At 70.9% G+C, this 24,259-nt stretch carries 25 protein-coding genes; 14 read left to right on the top strand and 11 right to left on the bottom strand.

All coding sequences use genetic code 11. The features are described from left to right. Nucleotides 1-63: 63 nt before the first annotated feature. Nucleotides 64-1,626, top strand: coding sequence for a PucR family transcriptional regulator (locus tag OIU81_RS23635; RefSeq protein ID WP_329151029.1), 1,563 nt, complete (start codon nucleotides 64-66; stop codon nucleotides 1,624-1,626). Nucleotides 1,627-1,817: 191 nt separating this feature from the next. Beyond that, the gene (locus tag OIU81_RS23630) at nucleotides 1,818-2,210 is read left to right on the top strand and encodes a WXG100 family type VII secretion target (protein WP_329151027.1); all 393 of its coding nucleotides are present in this window, start codon (nucleotides 1,818-1,820) and stop codon (nucleotides 2,208-2,210) included. A 118-nt stretch (nucleotides 2,211-2,328) separates the two neighbouring features. Here OIU81_RS23630 and speB read toward each other — a convergent pair whose 3' ends face one another. Continuing rightward, a complete protein-coding gene (gene speB, locus OIU81_RS23625) occupies nucleotides 2,329-3,306 on the bottom strand; it encodes an agmatinase (protein WP_329151025.1) in 978 nt (325 codons plus the stop codon). Between the two features lie 226 nt (nucleotides 3,307-3,532). Between speB and OIU81_RS23620 the strand changes: the two genes are divergently transcribed. Continuing rightward, complete coding sequence (locus tag OIU81_RS23620; RefSeq protein WP_329151023.1) at nucleotides 3,533-4,333, top strand: phosphatase; 801 nt, start codon at nucleotides 3,533-3,535, stop codon at nucleotides 4,331-4,333. Between the two features lie 49 nt (nucleotides 4,334-4,382). Here OIU81_RS23620 and OIU81_RS23615 read toward each other — a convergent pair whose 3' ends face one another. Continuing rightward, nucleotides 4,383-4,916: a GNAT family N-acetyltransferase gene (locus OIU81_RS23615; protein ID WP_443074033.1), complete on the bottom strand. Its 534-nt coding sequence runs from the start codon at nucleotides 4,914-4,916 to the stop codon at nucleotides 4,383-4,385. Further along, on the bottom strand, nucleotides 4,913-6,196 hold the full coding sequence (locus tag OIU81_RS23610; RefSeq protein WP_329151021.1) for an XRE family transcriptional regulator: 1,284 nt from the start codon (nucleotides 6,194-6,196) through the stop codon (nucleotides 4,913-4,915). Before OIU81_RS23610 ends, OIU81_RS23615 begins: the two co-directional genes overlap by 4 nt. A gap of 405 nt (nucleotides 6,197-6,601) precedes the next feature. Between OIU81_RS23610 and OIU81_RS23605 the strand changes: the two genes are divergently transcribed. The 6 genes from OIU81_RS23605 to OIU81_RS23580 all read left to right on the top strand — a co-directional run bounded on the left by OIU81_RS23605 (nucleotide 6,602) and on the right by OIU81_RS23580 (nucleotide 9,870). After that, nucleotides 6,602-6,799, top strand: coding sequence for a hypothetical protein (locus OIU81_RS23605; RefSeq protein WP_329151019.1), 198 nt, complete (start codon nucleotides 6,602-6,604; stop codon nucleotides 6,797-6,799). Nucleotides 6,800-6,846: 47 nt separating this feature from the next. After that, complete coding sequence (locus OIU81_RS23600; RefSeq protein ID WP_329151017.1) at nucleotides 6,847-7,260, top strand: hypothetical protein; 414 nt, start codon at nucleotides 6,847-6,849, stop codon at nucleotides 7,258-7,260. Next, a complete protein-coding gene (locus tag OIU81_RS23595; protein WP_329151015.1) occupies nucleotides 7,257-7,949 on the top strand; it encodes a hypothetical protein in 693 nt (230 codons plus the stop codon). Before OIU81_RS23600 ends, OIU81_RS23595 begins: the two co-directional genes overlap by 4 nt. Beyond that, nucleotides 7,874-8,728 (top strand): hypothetical protein, encoded by an 855-nt coding sequence (locus OIU81_RS23590; RefSeq protein WP_329151013.1) that lies wholly within the window; start codon nucleotides 7,874-7,876, stop codon nucleotides 8,726-8,728. The genes OIU81_RS23595 and OIU81_RS23590 overlap by 76 nt, the downstream gene beginning before the upstream one ends. Further along, nucleotides 8,725-9,201, top strand: coding sequence for a GNAT family N-acetyltransferase (locus tag OIU81_RS23585; protein WP_329151012.1), 477 nt, complete (start codon nucleotides 8,725-8,727; stop codon nucleotides 9,199-9,201). Before OIU81_RS23590 ends, OIU81_RS23585 begins: the two co-directional genes overlap by 4 nt. A 111-nt stretch (nucleotides 9,202-9,312) precedes the next feature. Then, the gene (locus OIU81_RS23580) at nucleotides 9,313-9,870 is read left to right on the top strand and encodes a flavoprotein (protein WP_329155315.1); all 558 of its coding nucleotides are present in this window, start codon (nucleotides 9,313-9,315) and stop codon (nucleotides 9,868-9,870) included. 12 nt (nucleotides 9,871-9,882) lie between these two features. Here the strand turns inward: OIU81_RS23580 and OIU81_RS23575 are convergent, their stop codons facing one another. Together OIU81_RS23575 and OIU81_RS23570 are read right to left on the bottom strand one after the other, a co-directional pair. After that, nucleotides 9,883-10,797 carry an acyl-CoA thioesterase gene (locus OIU81_RS23575; protein ID WP_329151010.1) on the bottom strand — a complete coding sequence of 305 codons (915 nt, stop codon included), beginning with the start codon at nucleotides 10,795-10,797 and terminating at the stop codon, nucleotides 9,883-9,885. A 20-nt stretch (nucleotides 10,798-10,817) separates the two neighbouring features. Beyond that, the gene (locus tag OIU81_RS23570) at nucleotides 10,818-11,975 is read right to left on the bottom strand and encodes an acyl-CoA dehydrogenase family protein (protein ID WP_329151008.1); all 1,158 of its coding nucleotides are present in this window, start codon (nucleotides 11,973-11,975) and stop codon (nucleotides 10,818-10,820) included. Nucleotides 11,976-12,217: 242 nt separating this feature from the next. On the opposite strand from OIU81_RS23570, the gene OIU81_RS23565 reads away from it, so the two are divergent. Beyond that, nucleotides 12,218-12,541, top strand: a complete 324-nt coding sequence (locus OIU81_RS23565; RefSeq protein WP_329151006.1) for a hypothetical protein — start codon at nucleotides 12,218-12,220, stop codon at nucleotides 12,539-12,541. A gap of 71 nt (nucleotides 12,542-12,612) precedes the next feature. Here OIU81_RS23565 and OIU81_RS23560 read toward each other — a convergent pair whose 3' ends face one another. The 5 genes from OIU81_RS23560 to OIU81_RS23540 form a co-directional block, all read right to left on the bottom strand. Beyond that, entirely contained in the window at nucleotides 12,613-13,617 is a 1,005-nt protein-coding gene (locus OIU81_RS23560; protein ID WP_329151005.1) for a sporulation-delaying protein SdpB family protein, read from the bottom strand. After that, nucleotides 13,617-14,195 carry an SdpA family antimicrobial peptide system protein gene (locus OIU81_RS23555; RefSeq protein WP_329151003.1) on the bottom strand — a complete coding sequence of 193 codons (579 nt, stop codon included), beginning with the start codon at nucleotides 14,193-14,195 and terminating at the stop codon, nucleotides 13,617-13,619. Before OIU81_RS23555 ends, OIU81_RS23560 begins: the two co-directional genes overlap by 1 nt. A gap of 137 nt (nucleotides 14,196-14,332) precedes the next feature. Next, nucleotides 14,333-14,935, bottom strand: coding sequence for a hypothetical protein (locus OIU81_RS23550; protein ID WP_329151000.1), 603 nt, complete (start codon nucleotides 14,933-14,935; stop codon nucleotides 14,333-14,335). A gap of 270 nt (nucleotides 14,936-15,205) precedes the next feature. Further along, the gene (locus tag OIU81_RS23545; RefSeq protein WP_329150998.1) at nucleotides 15,206-15,586 is read right to left on the bottom strand and encodes a hypothetical protein; all 381 of its coding nucleotides are present in this window, start codon (nucleotides 15,584-15,586) and stop codon (nucleotides 15,206-15,208) included. A gap of 375 nt (nucleotides 15,587-15,961) precedes the next feature. Beyond that, nucleotides 15,962-16,579, bottom strand: coding sequence for an SACE_7040 family transcriptional regulator (locus OIU81_RS23540; protein ID WP_329150996.1), 618 nt, complete (start codon nucleotides 16,577-16,579; stop codon nucleotides 15,962-15,964). A gap of 134 nt (nucleotides 16,580-16,713) precedes the next feature. Between OIU81_RS23540 and OIU81_RS23535 the strand changes: the two genes are divergently transcribed. From OIU81_RS23535 to OIU81_RS23520, 4 genes are read left to right on the top strand one after another with little or no spacing between them, the layout of a single operon-like run. Next, the gene (locus OIU81_RS23535; RefSeq protein WP_329150994.1) at nucleotides 16,714-18,345 is read left to right on the top strand and encodes a carboxyl transferase domain-containing protein; all 1,632 of its coding nucleotides are present in this window, start codon (nucleotides 16,714-16,716) and stop codon (nucleotides 18,343-18,345) included. Between the two features lie 17 nt (nucleotides 18,346-18,362). Further along, complete coding sequence (locus OIU81_RS23530) at nucleotides 18,363-20,375, top strand: acetyl-CoA carboxylase biotin carboxylase subunit (protein ID WP_329150993.1); 2,013 nt, start codon at nucleotides 18,363-18,365, stop codon at nucleotides 20,373-20,375. Continuing rightward, entirely contained in the window at nucleotides 20,372-21,313 is a 942-nt protein-coding gene (locus OIU81_RS23525; protein WP_329150991.1) for a hydroxymethylglutaryl-CoA lyase, read from the top strand. The genes OIU81_RS23530 and OIU81_RS23525 overlap by 4 nt, the downstream gene beginning before the upstream one ends. A gap of 5 nt (nucleotides 21,314-21,318) precedes the next feature. Continuing rightward, a complete protein-coding gene (locus tag OIU81_RS23520) occupies nucleotides 21,319-22,473 on the top strand; it encodes an acyl-CoA dehydrogenase family protein (protein WP_329150989.1) in 1,155 nt (384 codons plus the stop codon). 44 nt (nucleotides 22,474-22,517) lie between these two features. Here the strand turns inward: OIU81_RS23520 and OIU81_RS23515 are convergent, their stop codons facing one another. Continuing rightward, a complete protein-coding gene (locus tag OIU81_RS23515; RefSeq protein WP_329150987.1) occupies nucleotides 22,518-24,119 on the bottom strand; it encodes a beta-N-acetylhexosaminidase in 1,602 nt (533 codons plus the stop codon). Between the last annotated feature and the right edge of the window lie 140 nt (nucleotides 24,120-24,259).

The raw sequence follows: 24,259 nt of genomic DNA, 5'->3' as shown, positions 1-24,259 counted from the left end.
GGCAAGGCGACGCTGAAGTGTACGTTTCCTCCATTCACCGCCCCCGAAGTGGAGGGTTCGCACATGCCGCGCCCGCTGCCCCCGCCGTCCACCCCGCCGGTGCCGCTCGCGGAGCTGCTCGCCCGGACGGATCTGGGCCTGCGCCAGCTGGCCGGGCCCCGCGAGGGCGTCGCCATCCACTGGGTGCACACCTCCGAGATGGCCGACCCGGTGCCGTACCTCCTGGGCGGCGAGATGCTGCTGACGGCGGGGGTGCATCTGGCGGAGGTGACCGGCGGCGCCCCCGCCGTGGACGCCTATCTCGACGGCTATGCCGCCCGTACCGTCGCGGCCGGTGCCGCCGCCCTCGGCTTCGGGATCGCGCCGGTGCACGCGAGTGTCCCGCCCGCCCTGGTGGCGGCCTGCGTCCGGCACGGCCTCCCGCTGGTCGAGGTCCCGGCGGGCACCCCGTTCACCGCGGTGGAGAGCGCCGTGTGGCAGGCCGTCACGCAGGCCAGGCACCGCGAGCTGACCCGGCTCAGCGAGGCGCAGCGCGCGCTGGCCGCGGCCGCCGCCCGCCCCGAGCCGGCCACGGCCGTGCTGCGCGCTCTGGCCCGCCATGTGCACGGCTGGACCGCGCTGCTCACCGGGGACGGCGCGGTGCGGAGCGCGGCCGGGCCCCCTCCCACCGCCGTCGTCCGGGCCGCGGCCGGGCGCCTCGCGCAGGTCGTCGGGGACGGCGGCCCGTCCTCGGCGACCGACACCCTCCCCGGCGCCTCACTGTCCGCCTACGCCCTGACGGGGCGCGGCCACGGCCCGCAGGCGCTCGCCCTGGCCGTGGCCGCGGAGGCGCACGACCGGCCCGCGCACACCATCGCCGGCGTCGCCGCCGTGCTCCTCTCCCTGATCACCGGCCCGGCCACCGAGCCCGATCCGGCCGCCGCCGGGCACGGCGCGGCCCTGGTCCGTCTGCTGCTCGGCGGCCACCCGGACGAGGTCGCCCCGCTGCTCGGACCGCGGCTGTGGGCCGTCGTCCACGCCGAACGCCGCCGGGACACCAACCGGCCGGCGGCCGCCCTGGCCGCCGCGCTCGGCACCCCGCTGCTCGACCCGGGCCCGGAGCGGCCGGCGGCCCCCGGCACCGGATCCGGGCCGCCGGCCGCCCCGGCCGCGGCCCCCGCCGTCCGCGCCCTGGTCCCCGCCGAGCGGGAGATCACCGCACAGCCCGGCTGGACGCTCGGCGTCAGCGCCCCCGTCCCGGTCGCCGAACTGCCCGCCGCCGACCGGCATGCCGCCGCCGCCCTGCGCCGCGCCCTCGCCACCCGTGCCGCCCTGGTACGCCCGCACTCCCCCGGCCCGCACGGCATCACCTCACTCGTCGCCGCCGACGACGCCCGCCGGCACGCCCGCGCCCTGCTCACCCCGCTGGACGGCGCCCCGCAGCTCCGCCTCACCCTCCACAACTGGCTCTCACTGCACGGCAGTTGGGACCGCACGGCGACCGCGCTCGGCATCCACCGCAACACCGTCCGCCAGCGCATCGCCCGCACCGCCAGCCTGCTCGACACCGACCTCGACGACCCCGACGTCCGCATGGAACTCTGGTTCGCCCTGCGCACCCTCGACCGGGACGCCCCGGCGGACTGAGGGAACGGCCGAGGACGGTCAACTCCCTTCCGCCGCCCCGCCCGTACCCGACTAGACTCGACTCCGCCGCAGGCTGCGCGGTGCCGGACGAGAGCCGTGCAGGACGCACCAGGACACCGCGGTGCGACACAGGACGACACCGGACGACACAGCGGCACACGGGACACCGCGGACGAGGAACGGGGACCGCCATGGCAGGGGACGGGCTGAAGGCCGACATTCCGTCACTGAAGACCGGTGGCAAGGACTTCACCGGCGTCGGGGAGCGCTACCAGTCCGCGGTCACCAAGCTGAAGAACGGGCTCACCGGCCTGGAGGGGCAGGACACCCCGCCCTGGGGCGATGACGAGATCGGCGAGAAGTTCGGCGTGGTCTACGAGGGCCTGCGCGACGGCATGTACGAGTCGATGGGGCATCTGGCCGCCAAGCTCCAGGAGATCGGCGGCGCCCTGAACACCATGGCCGACAACCACCAGGCCGACGAGGACTTCAACGAGTCCCTGATGAAGCAGCATGTCGCCAACGCCGAGGCGGAGGGGCAGCGGATCACCGCCATGAAGGCGCCCCAGACCCGGGAGACCTAGAAGCTCACGTACCGAAGGGTCCGGCCCGCGCACGGACGCCGGCCCGCCACGTCCTCCGTGGCGGGCCGGCGCATCGGCTACCGGGGCGCGCGGCCTCGCGGGGCCGCGCAGGGGTGACCTACTCCCCACCCCTCCCCGCGGCGATCTGCCGCGACATGATCGTCGTCAGCTCGTACGCGGTGTGCGAGGCGGCCACGCAGGTGATCTCCGCGTGGTCGTAGGCCGGGGCGACCTCCACCACGTCGGCCGAGACCAGGTTGCAGGAGGACAGCCCGCGCAGGATCTCCAGGAGTTCCCGGGAGGTGAGGCCGCCGGCCTCGGGGGTGCCGGTGCCGGGCGCGTGCGCCGGGTCCAGCACGTCGATGTCGATGGAGATGTACAGCGGACGGTCACCGATGCGCTGGCGCAGCTGGTCGGCGACCTCGTCGACGCCGCGGCGCATGACATCCGCCGAGGTGACGATGCCGAAGCCCATCTTCTCGTCGTCGTCGAGGTCCTTCTTGCCGTAGAGCGGGCCGCGGGTGCCGACGTGGGAGAGCGCGGAGGTGTCGAGGATGCCTTCCTCGACGGCCCGGCGGAAGGGGGTGCCGTGGGTGTACTCGGCCCCGAAGTAGGTGTCCCAGGTGTCCAGATGGGCGTCGAAGTGCAGCAGCGCGACCGGGCCGTGCTTCTTGGCGACCGACCGCAGCAGCGGCAGGGCGATGGTGTGGTCGCCGCCGAGGGTCATCATCCGGGCGCCGGTGGCGAGCAGGTCGTCGGCCGCGGCCTCGACCGTCTCCACGGCCTCGTTGATGTTGAACGGGTTCGCGGCGATGTCACCGGCGTCGGCGACCTGCGCGAGCGCGAAGGGCGAGGCGTCCTGGGCCGGGTTGTAGGGCCGCAGCAGACGGGACGCCTCACGGATGGCGTTGCCGCCGAAGCGGGCGCCGGGGCGGTAGGAGACGCCGCTGTCGAAGGGGACACCGACGACGGCCACGTCGGCCCGGCCGCCGACCTCGTCGAGGCGGGGCAGCCGCGCGAACGTCGCGGGCCCGGCGTAGCGCGGGACACGGGAGGAGTCGACGGGGCCCACGGGCCCGGTGGAGGTGGAGGTCATGAGGGTGAGGGTAGGCAGGGCCGGACGATTGCCCCATGGACATTTGCGGAGAGCGGGCCGGGGGCGTTGGACATTTTGGCCAGCCGTCCGCAGGGGCTGCGACGAGCCGGTGACCTGCTGCTCCTCCGAGTGCACACCGTGACGGCGCCGCACCGCTCCCCGCACCCCCGTGTCCGGGCTGCGGAACCGTCCGGCCCCGGATCATCCCTACGGGCACAATGGCGCTATGCCGATAGCCTCCGCAGCCACCGCCCCCACGCGCGCCCAACTCATCGATCATCTCGTACGGACCCGGATCGCCGGTGAGGTCGCCACCCCCCGCGAGAACAACCTCACCCACTACCGCCGGCTCGCCAACGGTGACCGCTACTACTGGTTCGGCCTGGAATTCGGCGACCGGTGGACGGACGAGCAGGACATCCTGGCCGTGATGGCGGAGCGCTGCGGCGTGAACGACGACCCGCACCACCGGCAGGGGCAGGACACCATCGACCCGGAACTGACGGTGGACGGGCTGGACCGGGCGGCCGCGGTGCTGCGCAAGGCGGCGGCCGGCAAGCAGCGGGTGCTGTTCGCGACCGGCCACCCGGGCGGGCTGCTGGATGTGCACCGCGCGACGGCCGAGGCGCTGCGCGCGGCGGGCTGCGAGATCGTCGTCATCCCGGAGGGGCTGCGGGCGGACGACGGCATGGTCTTCCAGTTCGGCGACGTCGCGATGCTGGAGCGCGGCGCGACGCTGTGGCACACCCACTCCCCCGAGCCGATGGCCGCGATCCTGGACGGCCTGGAACGGGAGGGCCGCCCACTGCCGGACCTGGTGATGGCCGACCACGGCTGGGCAGGCTGCGCCGCCCAACGCGGCCTGGACGCACTGGGCTTCGCCGACTCCAACGACCCGGCCCTCTTCCTCGCCGAGTCCGAGGGCACCCTACGCGTGACCATCCCCCTGGACGACCACGTCCTGAGCCCGCGGCACTACGACCCGCTGACGGCTTATCTGCTGGATGCGGCGGGGGTGTCGGGCTGAGGACCGGCCAGAGCCCGCCGGGAGGCAATACCGGTTCGGCGGCCCTGGCTCAGCGCACGGACCTGATCATCGCCATCAGAACCGGCGAGGCGGCCGACGGCTGGCTCTGCCCGAGGTCCTCGTACCCCCAGGACTCGTAGAGGCGGTGCACCTTCCCTTCTCCGGCGAGCGGGTTGACCATGAGCGAGACGTAGGGCTCGTTGCGGTCGGCAAGCAGGGTGTCGTGGATGCGCCGAGCGGTGCCGGTGCCGCGCCAGGGGATACGCACACCGATTTCCTTGAGGGCTACGGCATGCCGGGCGGTGTAATCAGCCGGTGGAGCGGGCGTCACGCGTTTCCACCAACGGTCGGCGGAGTCCACGGTGTTGGCGTAGGCGTAGCCGATGGGATCTTCCTGCGCATAGGCAAGGACAGCCACCCAACCCGGCTCCTGGGAATGGCGGTCGAGACGCTCAGCGAAAGCCGTGACCGCGTAGTTCGGAAGGTGCAAGAGGTCTGCGCGGACACCGGCGTACACGCTAAGGAGGTCTTGCCGGGCGGGTTCGAGCGAGTGGAACGTGCGCAGCTCGACGGTGGGCGTCATGGCAATTCCTTCCGGATGGTGTGTGCGTACTGATCCCACACGCGGGTGGTCGGGCTGTTCGGCGCCATCGCGTGAAGCTTGACGTGGAAGCTGCGGAGCATCCGGACGGCCCGGGGGTGATGCGCACCAGCATCACGGGGGACCGACATGGCGGTGGCGACGGCTGGACCTACCTCCTCCTGGCCGAGTTGGGCGCACGCCAGCCGGGTGGTGGCAATGGCTTTCGACCGTTGCATATGGGGCCGGAGGGCCGCCAGACATCGGTGCGCGTGCGCTTCCGCGGTCTCATAGTCTCCGAGGGCGAGGTATCCGGTGAGCGCGAGCGAATCCAACTCCGCCTGGTCGTAGAACGAGGTCATCCACACGGGGCGGTGGGCACGCGGATCGGCGCGGTCCATCGCTTCCTGGGCCTGGGCGAAACCGCGCCGGGTGGCTATGGCGTTTCCGGCCACACCGTGAATGGCTGCCTGCCTGGCAAGGCCGAGGGATGCGAACAGTGGATCACGACGCGTGAGGGAGAGACTGCGGGCAACGTCATTCGCAGCCAATGCTTCCATGGGCCGGCCCATATGCCGGTACAGCGTTCTGGCATGTGACCAAATACGGAATTTGATGGCGGGGTCGGCTGATAATTCGGCGAGTGCTTGAGCCTCCCGCATATGGACCATCGCCTCTTCGAAACGCCGCCCGTCGATAGCGGCCCACATCGCCGAGGACCGGAATGCCGCCGCGCAGGCGTAGACGTAGGCACGCACTCGCTGACTGGCGCTCCCGGAGCCTTGCAGGGCCAGGGCCTCGTCGGCGAGCGCTACGGCTTTCTGCTCGATACCGAGTCGGCCGCCGTGACGGTGATCGCTCACGATGATCTCGGTGAAACGCTGCTGGAGACGCTCCACATCGCTCCTCCCGATCCGACGGCCCGCGCCGGACGACGCCGTGGCCGCGGCAGCGGCCAAGCCCGTCCCGGCGGTGAGAAAGCGACGGCGTTCCACGGGGTCCTCCGGCGGTGGGGCGGCAGCGGACGACGGGGCGCGGCCCCGCGGTACGAACCCTAAGGCGGTCGCGGGCAGGCCGGTGATTTTCTCCAGCGCCACTCGGGTCGCCGACTTCGGCCACCGCACCCGGCCCGCTTTCCAGTCCCGGATCGATGAGCCGTCCAGCCCGCCGACTTTCCCGGTGAGGTCCCCGACTGCTGAATTCACCGCCTCGGCCAGCGAATTGGAGCTGTAGCCGTTTTCCGTCATCCATGCTTCAAGGGTCGCGTTTCGTGACGCACTCATGCTCGTACGGTAGCCCCGTAGTCGTCGCGTCGTCAGCTAAAGCGATCTCCAAATCGCCCTAGGGGTTGCGGAGAAGAGGTGGTCCGATCTCCCTCATCACCTTGCCCCGGCACCCCGTTAGCTGGTCATGAGCCGACTGAGTCGTGGCGGCTCGTTCCCACAGCGAATTGGAGGACTGACCACAGTGCCCACCGCATCCACCACGTCCCACCCCCTGACCACCGGGTGGGATGCGGTTCCCGCCCTCACGGCATGGACAGTCCACGAAATCACGGGCCAGGCGTGCCCTTGCTGCCACCGCGTCTACAGCCTGGCCAGGGAGAAGGCCACCGGCCCGGACGGTCGGCACGCATGCCGCCCCTGCAACGTCCTGCTCGGCGCCGCCACGGAAACGGAGGCCGCGCGGTGAGCCTCGGAAGGCTGCCGGAGATCGGCGATGAGGTCGAATACGCTCCCGGCCGACTCGCCATCCTGACCGACTTCCGGAAGGGCATCCCCTATCTGCGGCGTCCGGGGATCAAGGAATGGCCGGTGCAGGACCCGACCACGTTGACAGTGACGCGTACTCGGGACGAGCGGATCGCGGCCGACGACTTCCACTGAGGCCGGGAGAACTGGACCCCTGGCCTGTCCATCGAGAGGAGCACACCATGCATCCCGCACAAACCCCTGAGCGAGCAGAGCTGGGAAAGTTCTTTGCGGTCAGCGCCCGGGAATTCGAGGCGGGCAAAACCGCTCCGGAGATGTTCTCGACCGGTGTCGATGCCGTATGGCATCGGCTGATGAGCACTCCCGAGTACGCCCCGTTCTGCCATCGGCACGCCGGGCAGGTCTTCGGGCACGTCTCCACCTACGGTTCGGGAAAGATTTCCTGGATCCGGACGTACGAGGAATTGTTCGGCCCGCTGCCCGTCCTCTGGTTCACGGACGCGGACGGCATCGTCGACGAGAAAGCAGCGGACCGCTACCGGGCGACCGGCGAGGTGTGGGCCGAGTGGAACTGCTCGCCGGCGCCGGAAGACCCGGAAAGCGTCCCGAAGCGCCGGAAGCTCACCACTCGGTGAGCATCACCGGCATCGTCGGAGTGCCCCGGCCCGGCGCCGGGGCACTCCGCCTCGTCGAGGGCCGGACCTGCGAACCGCAGACGGTGGACGTCCACGGCCATATCCGCGCGGTGGCCTCCCACTGCCCGTTCCTGATGCCGTCGGTGGCTCGGGGACTGACGGGCTGGACGGTGTACGAGATCTCCGAGGGTGCCCGGCCCATTGATGTCGAGGCCGAGGTGTTCCACGCGGGAGTGCAGGCCGCGGAATGGATACGGCCGTTGACGACTCGGCCGCACGGCACGCTCGTATGCGAGAACATTGTGCTCCTGGGAGGCCGCGCCGCACCCCCTCGTGAAGTGATGGCGTGGCCGCACTGGGCGCTGAAGCACCTCTACGGACCGGTGGGGCTGATGTGCGGCAAGTTCTGGACCGGCGAGGACGCCACCGACCGACGGGGCGAGCGTGTTCCCGCGCCCCCTTTTTCGTTCCTCGCCGTGCGCTGTGCCGTCCGACCTGTCGACCCCCGGTTCCTCGCAGACACCCCGGACCTCGCGCGGTCGCTCTCCACAGCTGTGGACGACGGGCGCGAGGTGTTCCAGGGGCTCCCGTACGAGTGGAAGGCAGTGAAGAAATGGGCCAGTTCCCTGATTTTCCCCCAGCCGCCGTTGCCTCCACCGAAGCGGCCTGCGGCACGTCGACCGAACTGACGGAGGTCTCCTACCGGCGTGGCGCGGCGGTGTGGAAGGCGACCGGTCCGGAAGGAGCGGTCGCGGTCAAGGCCGGCGACGGCGACGGGGCGGCCGTCACCCGGCGGGAGGCGGCGGTCCTCAAGACGATCGGCTGGCCCGACTACCTCCTGGCGTCCGGCGGGGGCGAGGGAGACGCCTGGCTGGTGACCTCGTGGTTCGCGGGGCCGTCGACCTGGCAGGCGTTCGCTCCGGTGCGGGGTGGCGCGGACGGGAAGGACGGCGCCCGGTCAGCCGCCGTGGACCTGTGCCGGGCCGTGGCGGCGCTCCACTCCTCCGGCTGGATCCACTCCGACCTCCAGCCCTCCCACGGCATCCACACCGACCACGGGGTACGGCTGATCGACTGTTCCTGGTCCTGGCGCGAAGGCACGGAACCGGCCACCGCATTCCGTGGCGGCCTCACCCACCTGGTTGCGCCGGAACTGGCCGAGTCCGTCAATGCCGGTATCCAGCCGGCGGTCCCGAGTACCGCCGCCGACGTGTACGCCCTCGCCGGAACCTTATGGACCTGCGTGACCGGCCGCTGGCCACTGGACTACGCCGTGGCCGGGATCGAGCCCGGCCGGCTCACCCCGGCAGAACTCCGCGCGCACATCGCCGGCCGTCGCCTCCCCCTCGACACCGCAGCCCCCTGGCCGGCGTTCCAGGACACCCTGCGTCCGGCCCTCCTCGGCCGAGCGGGCGACCGGCCGACGGCCGCCGAACTCGCGGGAGTCCTGGCGCAGGTGGCCGAGTGATCGCACTCCGGGAACTCACCATGGCGGACGCGCCCGCGCTCCAACGGATCTACTGTGGCGCTTCCTTGACGTACCTCGAACGCCGGGCACTCACCCTCAACGAGGCCGTTGACCTGGTAGCGCAGACGCTCGCCCGCGCCCGCGCCGAGCCGCGTGACCGATGGGCCTTCGGCATCGCAGCCGACGGCGACCTGCTCGGGATGGTCCGGCTGCGCTGCCGCACCGAGCGCCACGGCACCCTCAGCTACCTGCTGCGCGAGGACTCCTGGGGCCGCGGATACGCGACTCGGGCCGTCGCCGGCATGCTGCGCCACGCGTTCACCGCCACCGGGGTGACGAGCATCGGCGCCCGGCACCACCCCGACAACACCGCCTCCGGCCGGGTCCTGGAGAAGAACGGGTTCCGCTACCGGGGCACTCGGGACGGGTGGCCCTCGTACGACATCCGCAGGCCCGGCAGCGGGAGGCCCTGAACCAGGCCCCGTGCAGTCATGCGGAACGTCAGTACCCCAACGACCGCCCCCGTGCCCGCTCTTGCCCCCGGCCCCCCGGTGCACACCGACCGTCTGTGGTGGGATGGCGTGATGAATCGTCGTCCCGTGCTGTACCTGTTCGGTTCCGCCGCGCCGCCCGTTCAGCAGTTCGCCGAAGTGGCGCGTGACGCCCGGGCGGCCGGATTCGAGGTCTGCGTCGGCTTGACACCCACGGCGGCTCGGTGGCTCGACGGTGAAGTGGCGCTGCTGGAAGAGCTGACGGGACACCCGGTCCGATCCGAGTACAAGCGACCGGCAGACCCTGATGTCTGGCCTCAGGCGAACGTGATCGTGTTCGCGCCGGTCACCTTCAATTCCCTCAATGCCTGGGCGCTCGGACTGACGCACCACTTCGTGATCGGGGTGGTGGCTGAGGGCATCGGCAAGGGCATTCCCACCGTCGCGATGCCGTGCGTGAACACCGCGTACGTCCAACACCCGCAGTTCGACCGGTCCGTGGCAACGCTGCGGCGAGTCGGCGTATCGGTGGTGTATGGGCCCGGTGGCTTCGAACCGAACGCGCCGGGCGAGCGGCGCCCGGGGGGGTATCCGTGGCATCTGGCGATGGCGGAAGCGGCGCGGGTGGCCCCCACCACGCACAACCCCTGAGCCGACCACCCCCTATCCCCGCGGCACCCGGATGACCCCCTCCTGGATCACCGAAGCCGCCAGGGAGCCGTCGGAGGTGAAGATGCGGCCCTTGCCGAGGCCGCGGCCGGCCTGGGCGGTGGGGGATTCCTGGTCGTAGAGGAGCCAGTCGTCGGCGCGCAGGGGGCGGTGGAACCACATGGCGTGGTCCAGGCTGGCGCCGACCACGTCGCCGACCGCCCAGCCGCCGCGGCCGTGCGCGAGCAGGATCGAGTCCAGCAGGGTCATGTCGGAGACGTAGGTGACCAGGCAGATGTCGAGCAGGGGGCGGGTGACCGTGTCGCCGCAGCCGGCGCCGTCGGCGAGGGCCTTGTCCAGGTCGCCGTTCGTGCGGAACCACACCTGTGAGCGGGGCTCGCGTACTTCGCCGACGGTGGCGTAGGGCGGCTCGTCGACGTAGCGCAGGTCGATCGCGGCGCGGGCCTCCAGCAGCCGGTCGGCGACGGCCGGGGTGAGGAAACGGCCGGCGTGCCGCGGCAGGATCTCGGCGGGGGTGGGCAGGGTCAGCGGGTCCGGCGCGGGCGGCATCGGTTCCTGGTGCTCCAGGCCCTCCTCGTGGGTCTGGAAGGAGGCCGAGAGGTGGAAGATCGGCTGGCCGTGCTGGACGGCGACGACCCGGCGGGTGGTGAAGGACCGGCCGTCGCGGATCCGGTCGACGGTGTAGACGATGGGCGCGCCGGGGTCGCCGGGGCGCAGGAAGTAGGCGTGCAGGGAGTGCGGGGGGCGGTCGTCCGGGACCGTCCGCCCGGCCGCGACCAGCGCCTGGGCGGCGACCTGGCCGCCGAAGACGCGGGGCACGACCGAGGCGCGGCTCTCGCCGCGGAAGATGTCCTGCTCGATCCGCTCCAGGGCGAGCAGATCGAGCAGGGACCGCAGTGCGTCGTTCACGTGCGCGGGGCCCTTACGGCCTAGAGGCCCATGGACTTGGCGATGATCATCTTCATGACCTCGCTGGTGCCGCCGTAGATGCGGTTGACGCGGTTGTCGGCGTACAGGCGGGCGATCGGGTACTCGTTCATGAAGCCGTAACCGCCGTGCAGCTGCAGGCACTTGTCGATCACGCGGTGCGCGACCTCGGTGCAGAACAGCTTGGCGGAGGCGGCCTCGGCCGGGCTCAGCTCACCGGCGTCCAGGGCCTCCAGCGCGCGGTCGGCGACGGCCTCGGCCGCGTCCACCTCGGCCTGGCAGGCGGCCAGTTCGAACTTGGTGTTCTGGAAGGCGGCGACGGGCTTGCCGAAGACGGTGCGCTCCTGCACGTACTCCTTGGCGAACCGGACGGCGGCCTTGGCCTGGGCGTAGGCGCCGAAGGCGATGCCCCAGCGCTCGGAGGCGAGGTTCAGACCCAGGTAGCCGAAGCCCTTGTTCTCCTCGCCCAGCAGGTCCTCGACCGGGACCTTGACGTCGACGAAGGCCAGCTCGGCGGTGTCGGAGACCTTCAGGCCGAGCTTGTCCAGCTTGCGGCCGACGGAGTAGCCCTCGGCCTTGGTGTCCACGGCGAAGAGCGAGATGCCGAAGCGGCGGTCGTCCTCGCGGGGCGCGGCGGTGCGGGCGCAGACGATGACACGGTCGGCGTGCACGCCGCCGGTGATGAAGGTCTTGGCGCCGTTGAGGACGTAGTGCGTGCCGTCGTCCGACAGCTTCGCGGTGGTCTTCATGCCCGCGAGGTCGGAGCCGGTGCCCGGCTCGGTCATCGCCAGCGCCCACATCTCCTCGCCGCTGACGAACTTCGGCAGGAAGCGCTTCTTCTGCTCGTCGGTGGCGAGCATCTCGATGTAGGGCAGACCGAGCAGCACATGCACGCCGGAGCCGCCGAAGGAGACGCCCGCGCGGGAGGTCTCCTCGTACATCACGGCCTCGAACTTGTGCGAGTCGATGCCGGCGCCGCCGTACTCCTCGGGAACCCGGATACCGAAGATCCCCAGTTCGCCGAGCTTGTAGTAGAAGTCGCGGGGGGCCTGGCCGGCGGCGAGCCACTCGTCGTGCACGGGCACGACCTCGGCCTCGATGAAGGCGCGTATGGTCTCGCGGAACGCCTCATGATCCTCGTTGAACACCGTCCGCTTCACTGGCGGCCTCCCTGCCCTGAGTAACTCTGAATCGCACTGGCTAAGCGCTTGCTCAGTCGCAGGTTACCCGCCAGTCACCACGAACGTCCAGAGTTCCCTGCGACGCTTTTGCGGCCGCCGTCACGACCGGTGGCCGCCACCCCCGTACCGTTCGCGCCGCGCGCGTAAACAATCCGCCATCCGGCGGCCATTCCCCCATGAAACCGTTGATCATTACCGGTAGGGCCATTTAGCATCAACACATGGCGGATCAAACGGCAGTTGTAGAAGTCCATGTCAAACCGTCACCCATCGCAGCATGGTTTCATCACCTGCTGACGAATCCGGTCATTGAGGTCGACGGCCAGGAATACGCCGCAAAATGGGGCACTACACGAGTCGCTGTGACTCCCGGCATACACCGCATCAGCGTCTCTTTCCGCTACCGCGGGCAAAAGAGCGCGCGGCTCGCCGAGGCGAGCAAGGAGTTCTCGACAGCCGAAGCGTCCTCCGTGCGCGTCACGGCGAGCCTCGGTCCGCGCAATGGAAGCAGGTTCCGGTTCGAAGAACCCGTGGCGCACGGGTAGGGACGGCCGCACGCCACGGAAAGAAGCCCGTCAGCGCTTTTCGGCGCCGACGGGCTTTCGCTTGCCCGGCGTCAGGCGGAAGCCGCGGCGGGGGCGGAGGAGGAAGGCGCACCGCACTCCGGGCACGGAACGGCGGACCGGCCCGTTTCCTGCGCGCAGACCTCGTCGGCACCGGATCCGGAACCGACGGCCACCGGTTGTGCCGGGCGGCGGTCCGGGGTCGCGCACACAATCGCCGAACCGATCATCGCCAGCGCGAAACTCCACAGGCCCATCGTGAGAATGATCGATCCGTGCAGCACGATGTCCATGACCATGCCGGCCTTGCGCCGGCGGCCCGAGGACAAGAGACATACCCCGATGGCGATTTCGATCAGCAGCGCGCCCCACGTCAGGGAAACCACGACCAGCGAGCTCTTGGACAGCCACAGCAGGAGACCGTCCCAGGGCCGGCTCGCACCGAACATGCCGTCGCGCAGGAAGTAATACTCGGCCGTTCCATTGGCCCAGTCGGCCACGCCGAACTTGCTGAGGGCGCTGTCGAGGTAGAGGTAGGCGATCTGTACCCGGATGGCCAGAAAGACGGCCAGCGAAACGGTACGCCACGACGGCGCCAGAGCGGATTCGGGCCGCTGCCAGTGCCAGGTGCGGTCGTCGGCCAGCCCGACCGGAATCATCAGGAAGCACATGATCATGCCGACCGACTCGCCGCCGTCGGGCACCGAAATGCTGACCGCGACGGAATACGCGGCCCAGGCATGCGGGATCACGGTCCACCGCGGCCGGTAACCACTGGCGGCCACGAGCAGCACCACGATCAGCAGCCACCGTCGCGTTTCCATGCCCCCCGCATCGCCGCCGAGACACAGTGCGGAAGCGGCGCGAACGGTGTCGCAGCGCGGGAACTCCCCCATCCCGACAACCGGGACGAGCAGGGCTTTGACGGGAGTCAGCAGGAGAACGCTCAGTTGGGCCACGGCAATGACGCTGCGCCCGGTGCCGAACCACCGGGAGCGGAGATCATGCCGTTCGGTGTGCTCGGCGAGACGGCCGGCGAGGGAATGTACAGCGGGCATTATCTGCATCGGATATCCAGATGTACGATCTTGACAACTCGCCTGGAGTACGGGACCAGTTCCCGATAACTCCAAGGCACCGTCTTCTCCTGGGTGAGATAGGCGTCACCGCACACCGTCGGCACCGGGCTCTCGTTCTCCACCCGCAATGTCCTGCCGCCGGACGACTCCCGCAGGCAGTCGGCGAGGCGACCGTCGCAGGCCTTCCAGTGCGCTGCCGCAGCCGCATGGAGAAAACCCAGCTCCGGTCCCTGAGCTCGTTGCGTACGGGACAGGCCGAACAGGTTCGACGGGGCACCCTGCGGCGTGCGCAGCAGATTCCGCCCCGCGCCGTCCTCCCCCAGGGCATAAACACCGATCTGCACGGTCTCGGGGTTTCGGGTGAAGAAGGCCCAGTTCTCCGGCGTCAGAGTGTTGAGGGCGTGCCTGGCGGCGCCTTTGGACTGACGGCTGCTCAGCGCGTTGCTCGGCAAGGTGTAGAAGAGGGACGCCGCAAGATAGCCGAAGACGCACAGGCATACTCCGGCGAACAGGGCCAGTTGACGTAGCGGAGCATGCTGTCCTTCCGCTGGTTTCACGGGGTGTGTGGTGGGCGTAGGGGCCATTCGGGCGCGACCTCGGCTGCGTGTGGTCCGACGGATCAGCGGGGTGTGCCGGCCGCGGCGTCACCACGGCCGGCGCACCCGTCATTCCTGCTGCTCGGCGAGCGGGTCGCCTACAGACTCCGAGCCACGTCCGAGACCAGGGTGTCGGCGTCCAGGCTGTTGGGCCGGCTCATGTCGAACCCGTAGCTCACCGCGGACGGGACCACCACCAGGGCGACGGCAACCTCGGTCGCGCCGGCCACATTCGCGTATCCGATGATGTTGATGGCACCGATCACGTTGATCTCGATCAGGCCGTTGACGTCGTGCCACAACCAGCCGTTGGCGCGGGCCGTGTCCGTGGTGGCGGCTTTCTGCTGTGCGATGTACTTCTTGACGTCGTCATTGAGCCGGAGCATGCCCTGCTTGGCCTGGAACGGGTCGTTGATCTGGACCGGAATCGTCACCTTCTCGTGGAAGGCGGAGTCGATCCGCTTGAGTGCTCCGGTGAATTCGGCTATCTGGGCCGCGGTCACCTTGTCCGCCCCGTCCGTGCGCCGGGCCCTGATCTGCTTGGCCAGAGCGGGGTGGTCGTGAGCGGCCCTGCCCTTGGCGAAGATGAGCAGGCCGACGACGTCCTCGTCGGAGTACTTGACGTGGTGTTTCGTGGCGCCGCCGGAAGTGGCATCGGCGTGCGCCGCCGGAGCGGCTGCCACCGCCGGCGGGGCAGCCACGGCCGACGCGCCACAGGCCACGATTCCGGCCAGTGCCGCTGCCGACGAGGCAAGTACGACAGATCTCTTGAAATGCATCGATGACCCTCACAAGTCGGTTGATGGTGGGTGTGGTTGGCCATGCCGGGGCGCGCGACGGCCGGCGCCCTGTCTGCAGGCATGACAAAGAGGGCATTCGCCGGCTGGAACACCTGCCCGGGCCGCCGACACGGCGGTCCGCCGCAGGGGCAGTGGGGCCAACGGGTGAGGAGAGAGAGGGAGGGGTGCGCCTCAGCCCGGGTGCCGACGCTGCTCGCGCACCGCGGCACGAGCGGCCGTGGTGGACGAGACGGCGATCACGGCATCTGCACAGCCGCTGGTCACGACGATCACCACGTAGACCCAGGAGGGCCCACCGGTGAAGGCGTTGACCCACGACGCGACGGCTGCGGCGACGAGCACCGGGATCAGCCGCACGTACTTCCACTGGGCCGCGTGCTGCCCGGCACGCCAGGCGGCGTCGCCGCTCCGGGTTTCCTTGCTCCGCACTCCGGCAAATGAATTCTTGCGCAGAGTGCCTTTCCGGCTCTTTCCGGCGATGACCGCAACAATGACGGTGGCGGCGGCGAAAATCCCACCCAAAAAAATACCCGCCATGAATTGGCTGGTCATGGACACATCATGCGGCCCGTGGACCGGGTTCCTCTTCTGTGCAGCTCAGGCACCGAAACGTCTCCCCCGTGAGTACGCAGCTTTCGGCTCTACGTGGTCCCCCGTCGGCCGGCCCTGCGGGCCACCCACCTAACGGGCGTAGCAACTGCGGTTCATCCTGGCACCACCGTTCACGGCAATCAACGGAAATGCGGGGCCTTCATGCCGTCCACACAGACACAGATCCTCCGGTTCAGCCCCGGCAATCCATTCCACACCGGGAAAGGGGTCGCCGGGCACATTCCCTTTGCCCTCCCGCAAAATCTGCCATGACCATTTCTTGAGCTTCTCGTGGTGATCCGGAGCCACCGGCCGGCCGGCACCCGCCGACCGGGATCACTCCACCGGCAGTCGGTCCCGGTCCGCCGCCGCCGCGAACGCCCCCAGGGCGAGCCGCTTGAGCAGGGACTCGGTGGCCGCACGGGGCGGCAGGCCGGCGCGCGCACTGAGGTGCGGCGTGGAGTTGAGCAGGCCGAAGACCGCGTGGACCGCGGACCGGGCCTCGGCCTCCACGTAAACGGGATAGACCTCCCGCACGACCTCCACCCACAGCTCCACATACTGCCGCTGGAGCTGGCGGACCCGCTTGCGGTCGGCCTCGCGCAGCCGGTCCAGCTCACGGTCGTGCAGGGTGATCAGCGGGCGGTCGTCCAGCGCGAAGTCGATATGGCCGTCGATCAGTGCGTGCAGCACCGCCTCGGGGCTCTCGCCGCCCTCCGCGACCCGCATCCGGCCCCCGGCGAGCAGCCGCTCGCTGATGCCGACCAGCAGCTCGGCGAGCATGGCGTCCTTGCCGGCGAAGTGCCGGTAGAGGCCGGGGCCCGAGATGCCCACGGCGGCCCCTATTTCATCCACGCCCACGCCGTGAAAACCGCGCTCCGCGAAGAGCCGGGCCGCCTCCCTGAGGATCTGCTCACGGCGGCTGATCGGGGCGGGGGCCTGCGCATTACTCATGCTGTCGATTGTAGACAGCCGGGTTAGTGCTCGTTAACCTGAAGGAGATGTGGTTAACGCCCATTAACCCGGATGGCCCGGCGGCCGCGGACCGCGGCACCGGGACAGGCGATCGAGCAAGGGGGCTCGTACTGATGGAGCAGGCACCGGTGCTGGGGAGTACCGCCGATCCGGCGTCCGACTCCTGGCGTGCCAACGAGGCCGCGCACCGCGAGCTGGCCGCACAGCTGCGCGAGAAGCTCGCGGCGGCCCGGCTGGGCGGCGGCGAGAAGGCCCGGGCGCGGCACACCGCGCGCGGCAAGCTGCTGCCGCGCGACCGGGTGGACGCCCTGCTGGACCCCGGCTCGCCGTTCCTGGAGCTGGCGCCGCTGGCCGCGGAGGGGATGTACGGCGGGGCCGCACCGGCCGCGGGGGTGATCGCCGGCATCGGCCGGGTCTCCGGCCGCGAGACGGTGATCGTCGCCAATGACGCCACGGTCAAGGGCGGCACGTACTACCCGATGACGGTCAAGAAGCATCTGCGGGCGCAGGAGATCGCCCTGGAGAACCGCCTGCCCTGTCTGTATCTCGTGGACTCCGGCGGCGCCTTCCTGCCGATGCAGGACGAGGTCTTCCCCGACCGGGAGCACTTCGGGCGGATCTTCTACAACCAGGCGCGGATGTCGGGCGCGGGGATTCCGCAGATCGCCGCGGTGCTGGGCTCGTGCACGGCCGGCGGCGCGTACGTCCCCGCCATGAGCGACGAGGCCGTGATCGTCCGCAACCAGGGCACGATCTTCCTCGGCGGGCCGCCGCTGGTGAAGGCCGCCACCGGCGAGGTCGTCACCGCCGAGGAGCTGGGCGGCGGCGAGGTGCACTCCAGGACCTCCGGCGTCACCGACCACCTCGCCGAGGACGACGCACATGCGCTGCGCCTGGTGCGCACCATCGTCGGAACCCTCGGCGAGCGCGCGCCGCTCCCCTGGACGGTGCGGACCGTCGAGGAGCCCAAGGCCGATCCGGCCGGGCTGTACGGCGTGGTGCCCGCGGACTCCCGTACGCCCTACGACGTCCGGGAGGTGATCGCCCGCCTCGTGGACGGCTCGCGCTTCGCGGAGTTCAAGGCGGAGTACGGCACGACGCTGGTCACCGGCTTCGCCCATCTCCACGGCCACCCGGTCGGCATCGTCGCCAACAACGGCATCCTGTTCTCCGAATCCGCCCAGAAGGGCGCCCACTTCATCGAGCTGTGCGACCAGCGCGGCATCCCGCTGCTGTTCCTGCAGAACATCTCCGGCTTCATGGTGGGGCGTTCGTACGAGGCCGGCGGCATCGCCAAGCACGGCGCGAAGATGGTGACGGCCGTGGCCTGCACCCGCGTGCCCAAGCTGACGGTCGTCATCGGCGGCTCCTACGGGGCAGGCAACTACTCCATGTGCGGCCGGGCCTACTCCCCCCGCTTCCTGTGGATGTGGCCGAACGCCAAGATCTCGGTGATGGGCGGCGAACAGGCCGCCTCCGTCCTCGCGACCGTCAAGCGTGACCAGCTGGAAGCGCGCGGCGAGGAGTGGAGCGCCGAGGAGGAGGACGCCTTCAAGGCGCCGGTCCGCGCGCAGTACGAGACCCAGGGCAACGCCTACTACGCGACCGCGCGGCTGTGGGACGACGGCGTGATCGACCCGCTGGAGACCCGGCAGGTGCTGGGTCTGGCGCTGACCGCCTGTGCCAACGCGCCGCTCCCCGAAAAGGACAGCACCGCGCCCGGCTACGGCGTCTTCCGGATGTGAGAGGGATGTCCCCAGGTATGGCCACCAATTTCGACACCGTGCTCATCGCCAACCGCGGCGAGATCGCGGTCCGTGTCATCCGCACCCTGCGCGCCCTCGGCATCCGCTCGGTCGCGGTCTTCAGCGACGCGGACGCCGATGCCCGGCACGTCCGTGAGGCCGATACGGCCGTGCGGATCGGCCCGGCCCCGGCCGCCGAGAGCTATCTGTCCGTGGAGCGGCTGCTGGACGCGGCCGCCCGGACGGGTGCGCAGGCCGTCCACCCCGGCTACGGCTTCCTCGCCGAGAACGCCGCGTTCGCCCGCGCCTGCGCGGACGCCGGGCTGGTCTTCATCGGCCCGTCCGCCGAGGCCATCGAGCTGATGGGCGACAAGATCCGGGCCAAGGAGACGGTGCGCCAGGCCGGGGTCCCGGTCGTCCCCGGCTCCTCGGGCAGCGGCCTGGACGACGGCCAACTGGCCGCCGCGGCCCGGGAGATCGGCATGCCGGTGCTGCTCAAGCCGTCCGCGGGCGGCGGCGGCAAGGGCATGCGGCTGGTCCGCGAGGAGACGCTGCTGGCCGACGAGATCGCGTCCGCGCGCCGGGAGGCCCGCTCCTCCTTCGGCGATGACACCCTGCTCGTCGAGCGCTGGATCGACCGGCCCCGGCACATCGAGATCCAGGTCCTGGCCGACGGCCACGGCAACGTCATCCACCTCGGCGAGCGCGAGTGCTCCCTCCAGCGCCGTCACCAGAAGGTCATCGAGGAGGCCCCCTCGGTACTGCTCGACGAGACCACCCGCGCCGCGATGGGCGAGGCGGCCGTCCAGGCGGCCCGCTCCTGCGGCTACCGCGGCGCCGGCACCGTCGAGTTCATCGTCCCGGGCAAGGACCCCGCCTCCTACTACTTCATGGAGATGAACACCCGTCTCCAGGTGGAGCACCCGGTCACCGAGCTGGTCACGGGCCTGGACCTGGTGGAGTGGCAGCTGCGGGTCGCGGCCGGCGAGCATCTCCCGTACGCCCAGGAGGACATCACCCTGACCGGGCACGCCATCGAGGCCCGGATCTGTGCCGAGGACCCGGCCCGCGACTTCCTGCCGACCGGCGGCACGGTCCTGGCGCTGCACGAGGTGCAGGGCGAGGGGACGCGTACCGACTCCGGTCTGCTGGCCGGCGTGGAGGTCGGCAGCCGCTACGACCCGATGCTGTCCAAGGTCATCGCCCACGGCCCGGACCGGGCGAGCGCCCTGCGCCGGCTGCGGGCCGCGCTGGCCGACACCGTGATCCTCGGGGTGACGACGAACGCCGGGTTCCTGCGCAGGCTGCTGGCCCACCCGGACGTGGTCTCCGGCGAGCTGGACACCGGGCTGGTGGAGCGGGAGGCGGCCGGGCTGGTCGGCGGCCCGGCGCCGGACGAGGTGTACGCGGCGGCCGCGGCGGTGCGGCAGGCCGCGCTGGAGCCGGCGGCGGACGGCGGCGGCTGGCGCGACCCGTTCGCCGCGCCCAGCGGCTTCCGGCTCGGCGGGGAGCCCGCCGCCGTCCGCCACTGGCTGCGGGTGCCGGGCCAGGACCCCGTCGCCCGTGACATCCGGCCGGACGCGCCGGCCGGGCAGGTCACCCCGGACCGGGTGCGCGTCACCGTCGACGGGGTGGTGCACAGCTTCCACCGCGCCGGTGACTGGCTCGGCAGGGACGGCGACTCCTGGCAGGTGACCGATCACGACCCGGTGGCGGCGGCGCTGCGCGGGGCGGCCGGGGCGCACGGCGCGGACACCCTGGCAGCTCCCATGCCGGGCACCGTCACCGTCGTCAAGGTCGCCGTCGGCGACGACGTGGCCGCCGGCCAGGGCCTGTTGGTCGTGGAGGCGATGAAGATGGAACACGTCATCTGCGCACCGCACGCCGGGACCGTCACCGAACTGGACGTCACCGCCGGGTCGACCGTCGCCATGGACCAGATCCTGGCCGTGATCGCCCCGCACGAGGACCCCGACGGGGCCACCGCGTCCGCGAGCGCCTCCGAGGGCGGGCAGGAGAGCGCCTCATGACCGCAGCCGGACTGCCGATGGAGGTCCCCGCGGAGGGACTGCCCACCCGCGTACGGATCCACGAGGTCGGCGCGCGCGACGGCCTGCAGAACGAGCGGACCGTCGTCCCCACCGAGATCAAGGCGGAGTTCATCCACCGTCTCGCCGGGGCGGGCCTGCCGCTGGTCGAGGCCACGAGCTTCGTGCACCCCAAGTGGGTGCCCCAGCTCGCCGACGCCGAGCGGCTGTTCCCGCTGCTGGACGACATCGATCCGCACCGCCTCCCGGTGCTGGTGCCCAACGAACGCGGCCTGGACCGCGCGCTGGACCTGGGCGCCCGCCGGATCGCGGTGTTCGGCAGCGCCACCGAGTCCTTCGCCAAGGCCAACCTCAACCGCACGGTCGACGCGGCGCTGGCGATGTTCGCGCCGGTCATCGCGCGGGCCAAGGACGCCGGGGTGCACGTCCGCGGCTATCTCTCGATGTGCTTCGGCGACCCCTGGGAGGGCCCGGTGCCCGTCGCGCAGACCGTCCGGGTCTGCCGGGAGCTGCTCGACCTGGGCTGTGACGAGCTGAGCCTGGGCGACACCATCGGCGTGGCCACCCCCGGCCATGTGCAGCATCTGCTCGCGGCCCTCAACGAGGCGGGCGTGGCCACCTCCCGCCTGGGCGTCCACTTCCACGACACCTACGGGCAGGCCCTCGCCAACACCTTCGCCGCGCTCCAGCACGGCATCACCACGATCGACGCCTCGGCGGGCGGCCTCGGCGGCTGCCCGTACGCCAAGAGCGCCACCGGCAACCTCGCCACCGAAGACCTGGTGTGGATGCTGCACGGCCTCGGCATCGAGACCGGCGTCGACCTCGGCCGGCTGACCGCCACCAGCGTGTGGATGGCCGAGGCCCTCGGGCGGCCGAGCCCCTCACGTACCCTCCGCGCCCTCTCCCACAAGGAGTGACCCCCATGTCCCTGGACCACCGTCTCCCCTCCGAGCTGGAAGAACTCCGGCGTACGGTCGAGGCGTTCGCGCACGACGTCGTCGCCCCGAAGATCGGCGAGTATTACGAGCAGCACGCGTTCCCGTACGAGATCGTGCAGGAGATGGGCCGGATGGGCCTGTTCGGCCTGCCGTTCCCCGAGGAGTACGGCGGGATGGGCGGCGACTACCTCGCGCTCGGCATCGCCCTGGAGGAGCTGGCCCGGGTCGACTCCTCGGTGGCCATCACCCTGGAGGCGGGCGTCTCCCTGGGCGCCATGCCGGTCTACCACTTCGGCACGGAGGAGCAGAAGCGCGAGTGGCTGCCCAAGCTGTGCAGCGGTGAGGTGCTGGGCGCCTTCGGCCTGACCGAGCCGGACGGCGGCTCGGACGCCGGCGCGACGCGGACGACCGCGGTGCGCGACGGCGGGGACTGGGTGATCAACGGCAGCAAGTGCTTCATCACCAACTCCGGTACGGACATCACCGGTCTGGTCACGGTCACCGCCGTCACCGGCCGTAAAGACGACGGCTCCCCCCTGATCTCCTCGATCATCGTCCCGTCCGGCACCCCGGGCTTCACCGTCGGCGCCCCGTACTCCAAGGTCGGCTGGAACGCCTCGGACACCCGCGAGCTCTCCTTCTCCGGCGTCCGGGTCCCGGCCGCCAACCTGCTGGGCCAGGAGGGCCGGGGCTACGCCCAGTTCCTGCGCATCCTCGACGAGGGCCGGATCGCCATCGCGGCGCTCGCCACCGGGCTCGCACAGGGCTGTGTGGACGAGTCGGTGCGCTACGCCAAGGAGCGGCGCGCCTTCGGCAAGCCGATCGGCAGCAACCAGGCGATCCAGTTCAAGCTCGCCGACATGGAGATGCGCGCCCACACCTCCCGGCTGTCCTGGCGCCATGCCGCCTCCCGGCTGGTGCACGGCGAGCCCTTCAAGAAGGAGGCCGCGCTCGCCAAGCTCTACTCGTCCGAGATCGCGGTGGACAACGCCCGGGAGGCGACCCAGATCCACGGCGGGTACGGCTTCATGAACGAGTACCCGGTCGCCCGGATGTGGCGGGACGCCAAGATCCTGGAGATCGGCGAGGGCACCAGCGAGGTCCAGCGGATGCTGATCGCCCGGGAGCTGGGCGTCTGACGGCGGGGGCCGGGCGTCCGCGGACGCCCGGCCGGCTCACCCGCTCACCGCGCGGGCCAGGGCACCTCCGGTGAACGGTAGTAGTGGATGCCCAGGGCGTCCCAGCGCGGCCCCTGGGCGGCCAGGCGCACCTTGTAGTCGTTCCAGTCGTGGGTAGCGGCCGGGGACCAGCCCAGCTCCGCGATGCCGGGCAGCCGCGGGAAGGCCATGTACTCGATGTGCGCGGAGGTGGAGAGGGTCTCGGACCACAGGGGCGCCTCGACGCCGAGGACGGAGTCCGCGGGCGCCCCGTCGAGATAGCGGCCCGGGTCCCAGTCGTAGGACCGCTGGACGCCGACATAGCCGGCCCAGGACAGGCCCAGCGGCGTGTCCTTGTCGTACTTCATGTCGAGGTAGGCGCGGTCGGCCGGCGAGAGGATCAGGCGGGTGCCGTTCCTGGCGGCGTCGGCGACCTGGGTGCGCTCCGCCGTGCCGGTCTTGTCATAGCCCCAGTACTGGGCGACGGCGCCCTTGGCCGGGTGCGCCCCGGTCAGCTGGTGCCAGCCGATCACGGTCTTGCCATATTTGGCGACCACCGGCTGCACCTTGTCCATGAAAGCGACGTAGTCCGCGTGGCTGGTGGAGTGCGCCTCGTCGCCGCCGATGTGGAGGGAGCGGCCGGGTGTCAGGGCCGCGAGTTCGCGGATCACGTCGTCCACGAAGTCGTAGGTCACCTTCTTCGGCACGCACAGCGAGCTGAAGCCGACGTTGGTGCCGGTGTAGAGCGGCGGGGCCTGGCCGTTGCAGTTGAGCTCGGCATAAGAGGCGAGCGCGGCATTGGTGTGGCCGGGCATGTCGATCTCGGGGACGACGGTCAGATAGCGGTCGGCGGCGTAGCGGACGATCTCGCGGTAGTCGTCCTTGGTGTAGTAGCCGCCCTTGCCGCCGCCGACCTGGGTGGAGCCGCCGTAGGTCGCCAGCCGCGGCCAGGACGTGAGGGCGATCCGCCAGCCCTGGTCGTCGGAGAGGTGCAGATGGAGCTTGTTGATCTTGTACATGGCGAGCTGGTCGATATAGCGCTTGACCTGCGCGACGGTGAAGAAGTGCCGGGAGACGTCGAGCATCGCCCCGCGGTAGGCGTAGCGCGGGGAGTCGGCGATGGTGCCCCCGGCGATCCGCCAGGGCCCGCTGCGGGCGCCCCGCTGCCCGTCCAGGGGCAGCAGCTGGCGCAGCGTCTGGACGGCGTGGAAGAGCCCGGCCGGGCGGGCGGCGCTGAGGGTGACCGTGCGGCCGCCGGAGGTCAGGCGGTAGCCCTCGGCGCCCAGTCCCCCGGTGCCGCTGCCGCCGAGCCGCAGCACGATGCCGTCCCGGCCGCTCTTGGTGGTCACCGGGAAGGCGAAGCCGGTGGCGGGCCGCAGCAGCCCGGCGAGATGGCCGGCGATCCGCCGGGCCTCGCCGGAGCCGCCCGGGACGCGGAGGGGGGTGTGCGCGCCGAGGGTGACGGCCGCGCCGCCGCCGTGCACGGACGCGGGGGCGGGGATCACGCGGTCCAGTGGGGTGGCCGCCCGGGCGGTGGCTCCGGTGGCGCCCTGCGGCGGTACGGCGGCGGTTCCCAGCCCCGCCGCGGCAACCAGCAGCAGCGAGAACAGCAGTCTGCGTCGTCTCATCGACGATCCCTTCGGCGAACGTCGTGCATGGCGTCGTACATGGCGTCGTACATGGCATGGAGCGACCGAACGGTGACCATGCGTACCGTGACCCTGCGATCCGGTCAAGGTCCAGACCACTTTCCGGCCGCCAAACCGGC

Source organism: Streptomyces sp. NBC_01454, from assembly GCF_036227565.1.
Classification (GTDB): domain Bacteria; phylum Actinomycetota; class Actinomycetes; order Streptomycetales; family Streptomycetaceae; genus Streptomyces.
This window is presented reverse-complemented; position numbering and strand designations above follow the sequence as displayed.

What these genes read in the sequence shown, in the direction of transcription:
- OIU81_RS23635 (WP_329151029.1), top strand. Translation starts at nt 64, where the DNA reads ATGCCGCGCCCGCTGCCCCCGCCGTCCACCCCGCCGGTGCCGCTCGCG.
- OIU81_RS23630 (WP_329151027.1), top strand. Translation starts at nt 1,818, where the DNA reads ATGGCAGGGGACGGGCTGAAGGCCGACATTCCGTCACTGAAGACCGGT.
- speB (WP_329151025.1), bottom strand. Translation starts at nt 3,306, where the DNA reads ATGACCTCCACCTCCACCGGGCCCGTGGGCCCCGTCGACTCCTCCCGT.
- OIU81_RS23620 (WP_329151023.1), top strand. Translation starts at nt 3,533, where the DNA reads ATGCCGATAGCCTCCGCAGCCACCGCCCCCACGCGCGCCCAACTCATC.
- OIU81_RS23615 (WP_443074033.1), bottom strand. Translation starts at nt 4,916, where the DNA reads ATGACGCCCACCGTCGAGCTGCGCACGTTCCACTCGCTCGAACCCGCC.
- OIU81_RS23610 (WP_329151021.1), bottom strand. Translation starts at nt 6,196, where the DNA reads ATGAGTGCGTCACGAAACGCGACCCTTGAAGCATGGATGACGGAAAAC.
- OIU81_RS23600 (WP_329151017.1), top strand. Translation starts at nt 6,847, where the DNA reads ATGCATCCCGCACAAACCCCTGAGCGAGCAGAGCTGGGAAAGTTCTTT.
- OIU81_RS23590 (WP_329151013.1), top strand. Translation starts at nt 7,874, where the DNA reads ATGGGCCAGTTCCCTGATTTTCCCCCAGCCGCCGTTGCCTCCACCGAA.
- OIU81_RS23580 (WP_329155315.1), top strand. Translation starts at nt 9,313, where the DNA reads ATGAATCGTCGTCCCGTGCTGTACCTGTTCGGTTCCGCCGCGCCGCCC.
- OIU81_RS23565 (WP_329151006.1), top strand. Translation starts at nt 12,218, where the DNA reads ATGGCGGATCAAACGGCAGTTGTAGAAGTCCATGTCAAACCGTCACCC.
- OIU81_RS23560 (WP_329151005.1), bottom strand. Translation starts at nt 13,617, where the DNA reads ATGCCCGCTGTACATTCCCTCGCCGGCCGTCTCGCCGAGCACACCGAA.
- OIU81_RS23545 (WP_329150998.1), bottom strand. Translation starts at nt 15,586, where the DNA reads ATGACCAGCCAATTCATGGCGGGTATTTTTTTGGGTGGGATTTTCGCC.
- OIU81_RS23540 (WP_329150996.1), bottom strand. Translation starts at nt 16,579, where the DNA reads ATGAGTAATGCGCAGGCCCCCGCCCCGATCAGCCGCCGTGAGCAGATC.
- OIU81_RS23535 (WP_329150994.1), top strand. Translation starts at nt 16,714, where the DNA reads ATGGAGCAGGCACCGGTGCTGGGGAGTACCGCCGATCCGGCGTCCGAC.
- OIU81_RS23530 (WP_329150993.1), top strand. Translation starts at nt 18,363, where the DNA reads ATGGCCACCAATTTCGACACCGTGCTCATCGCCAACCGCGGCGAGATC.
- OIU81_RS23525 (WP_329150991.1), top strand. Translation starts at nt 20,372, where the DNA reads ATGACCGCAGCCGGACTGCCGATGGAGGTCCCCGCGGAGGGACTGCCC.
- OIU81_RS23520 (WP_329150989.1), top strand. Translation starts at nt 21,319, where the DNA reads ATGTCCCTGGACCACCGTCTCCCCTCCGAGCTGGAAGAACTCCGGCGT.
- OIU81_RS23515 (WP_329150987.1), bottom strand. Translation starts at nt 24,119, where the DNA reads ATGAGACGACGCAGACTGCTGTTCTCGCTGCTGCTGGTTGCCGCGGCG.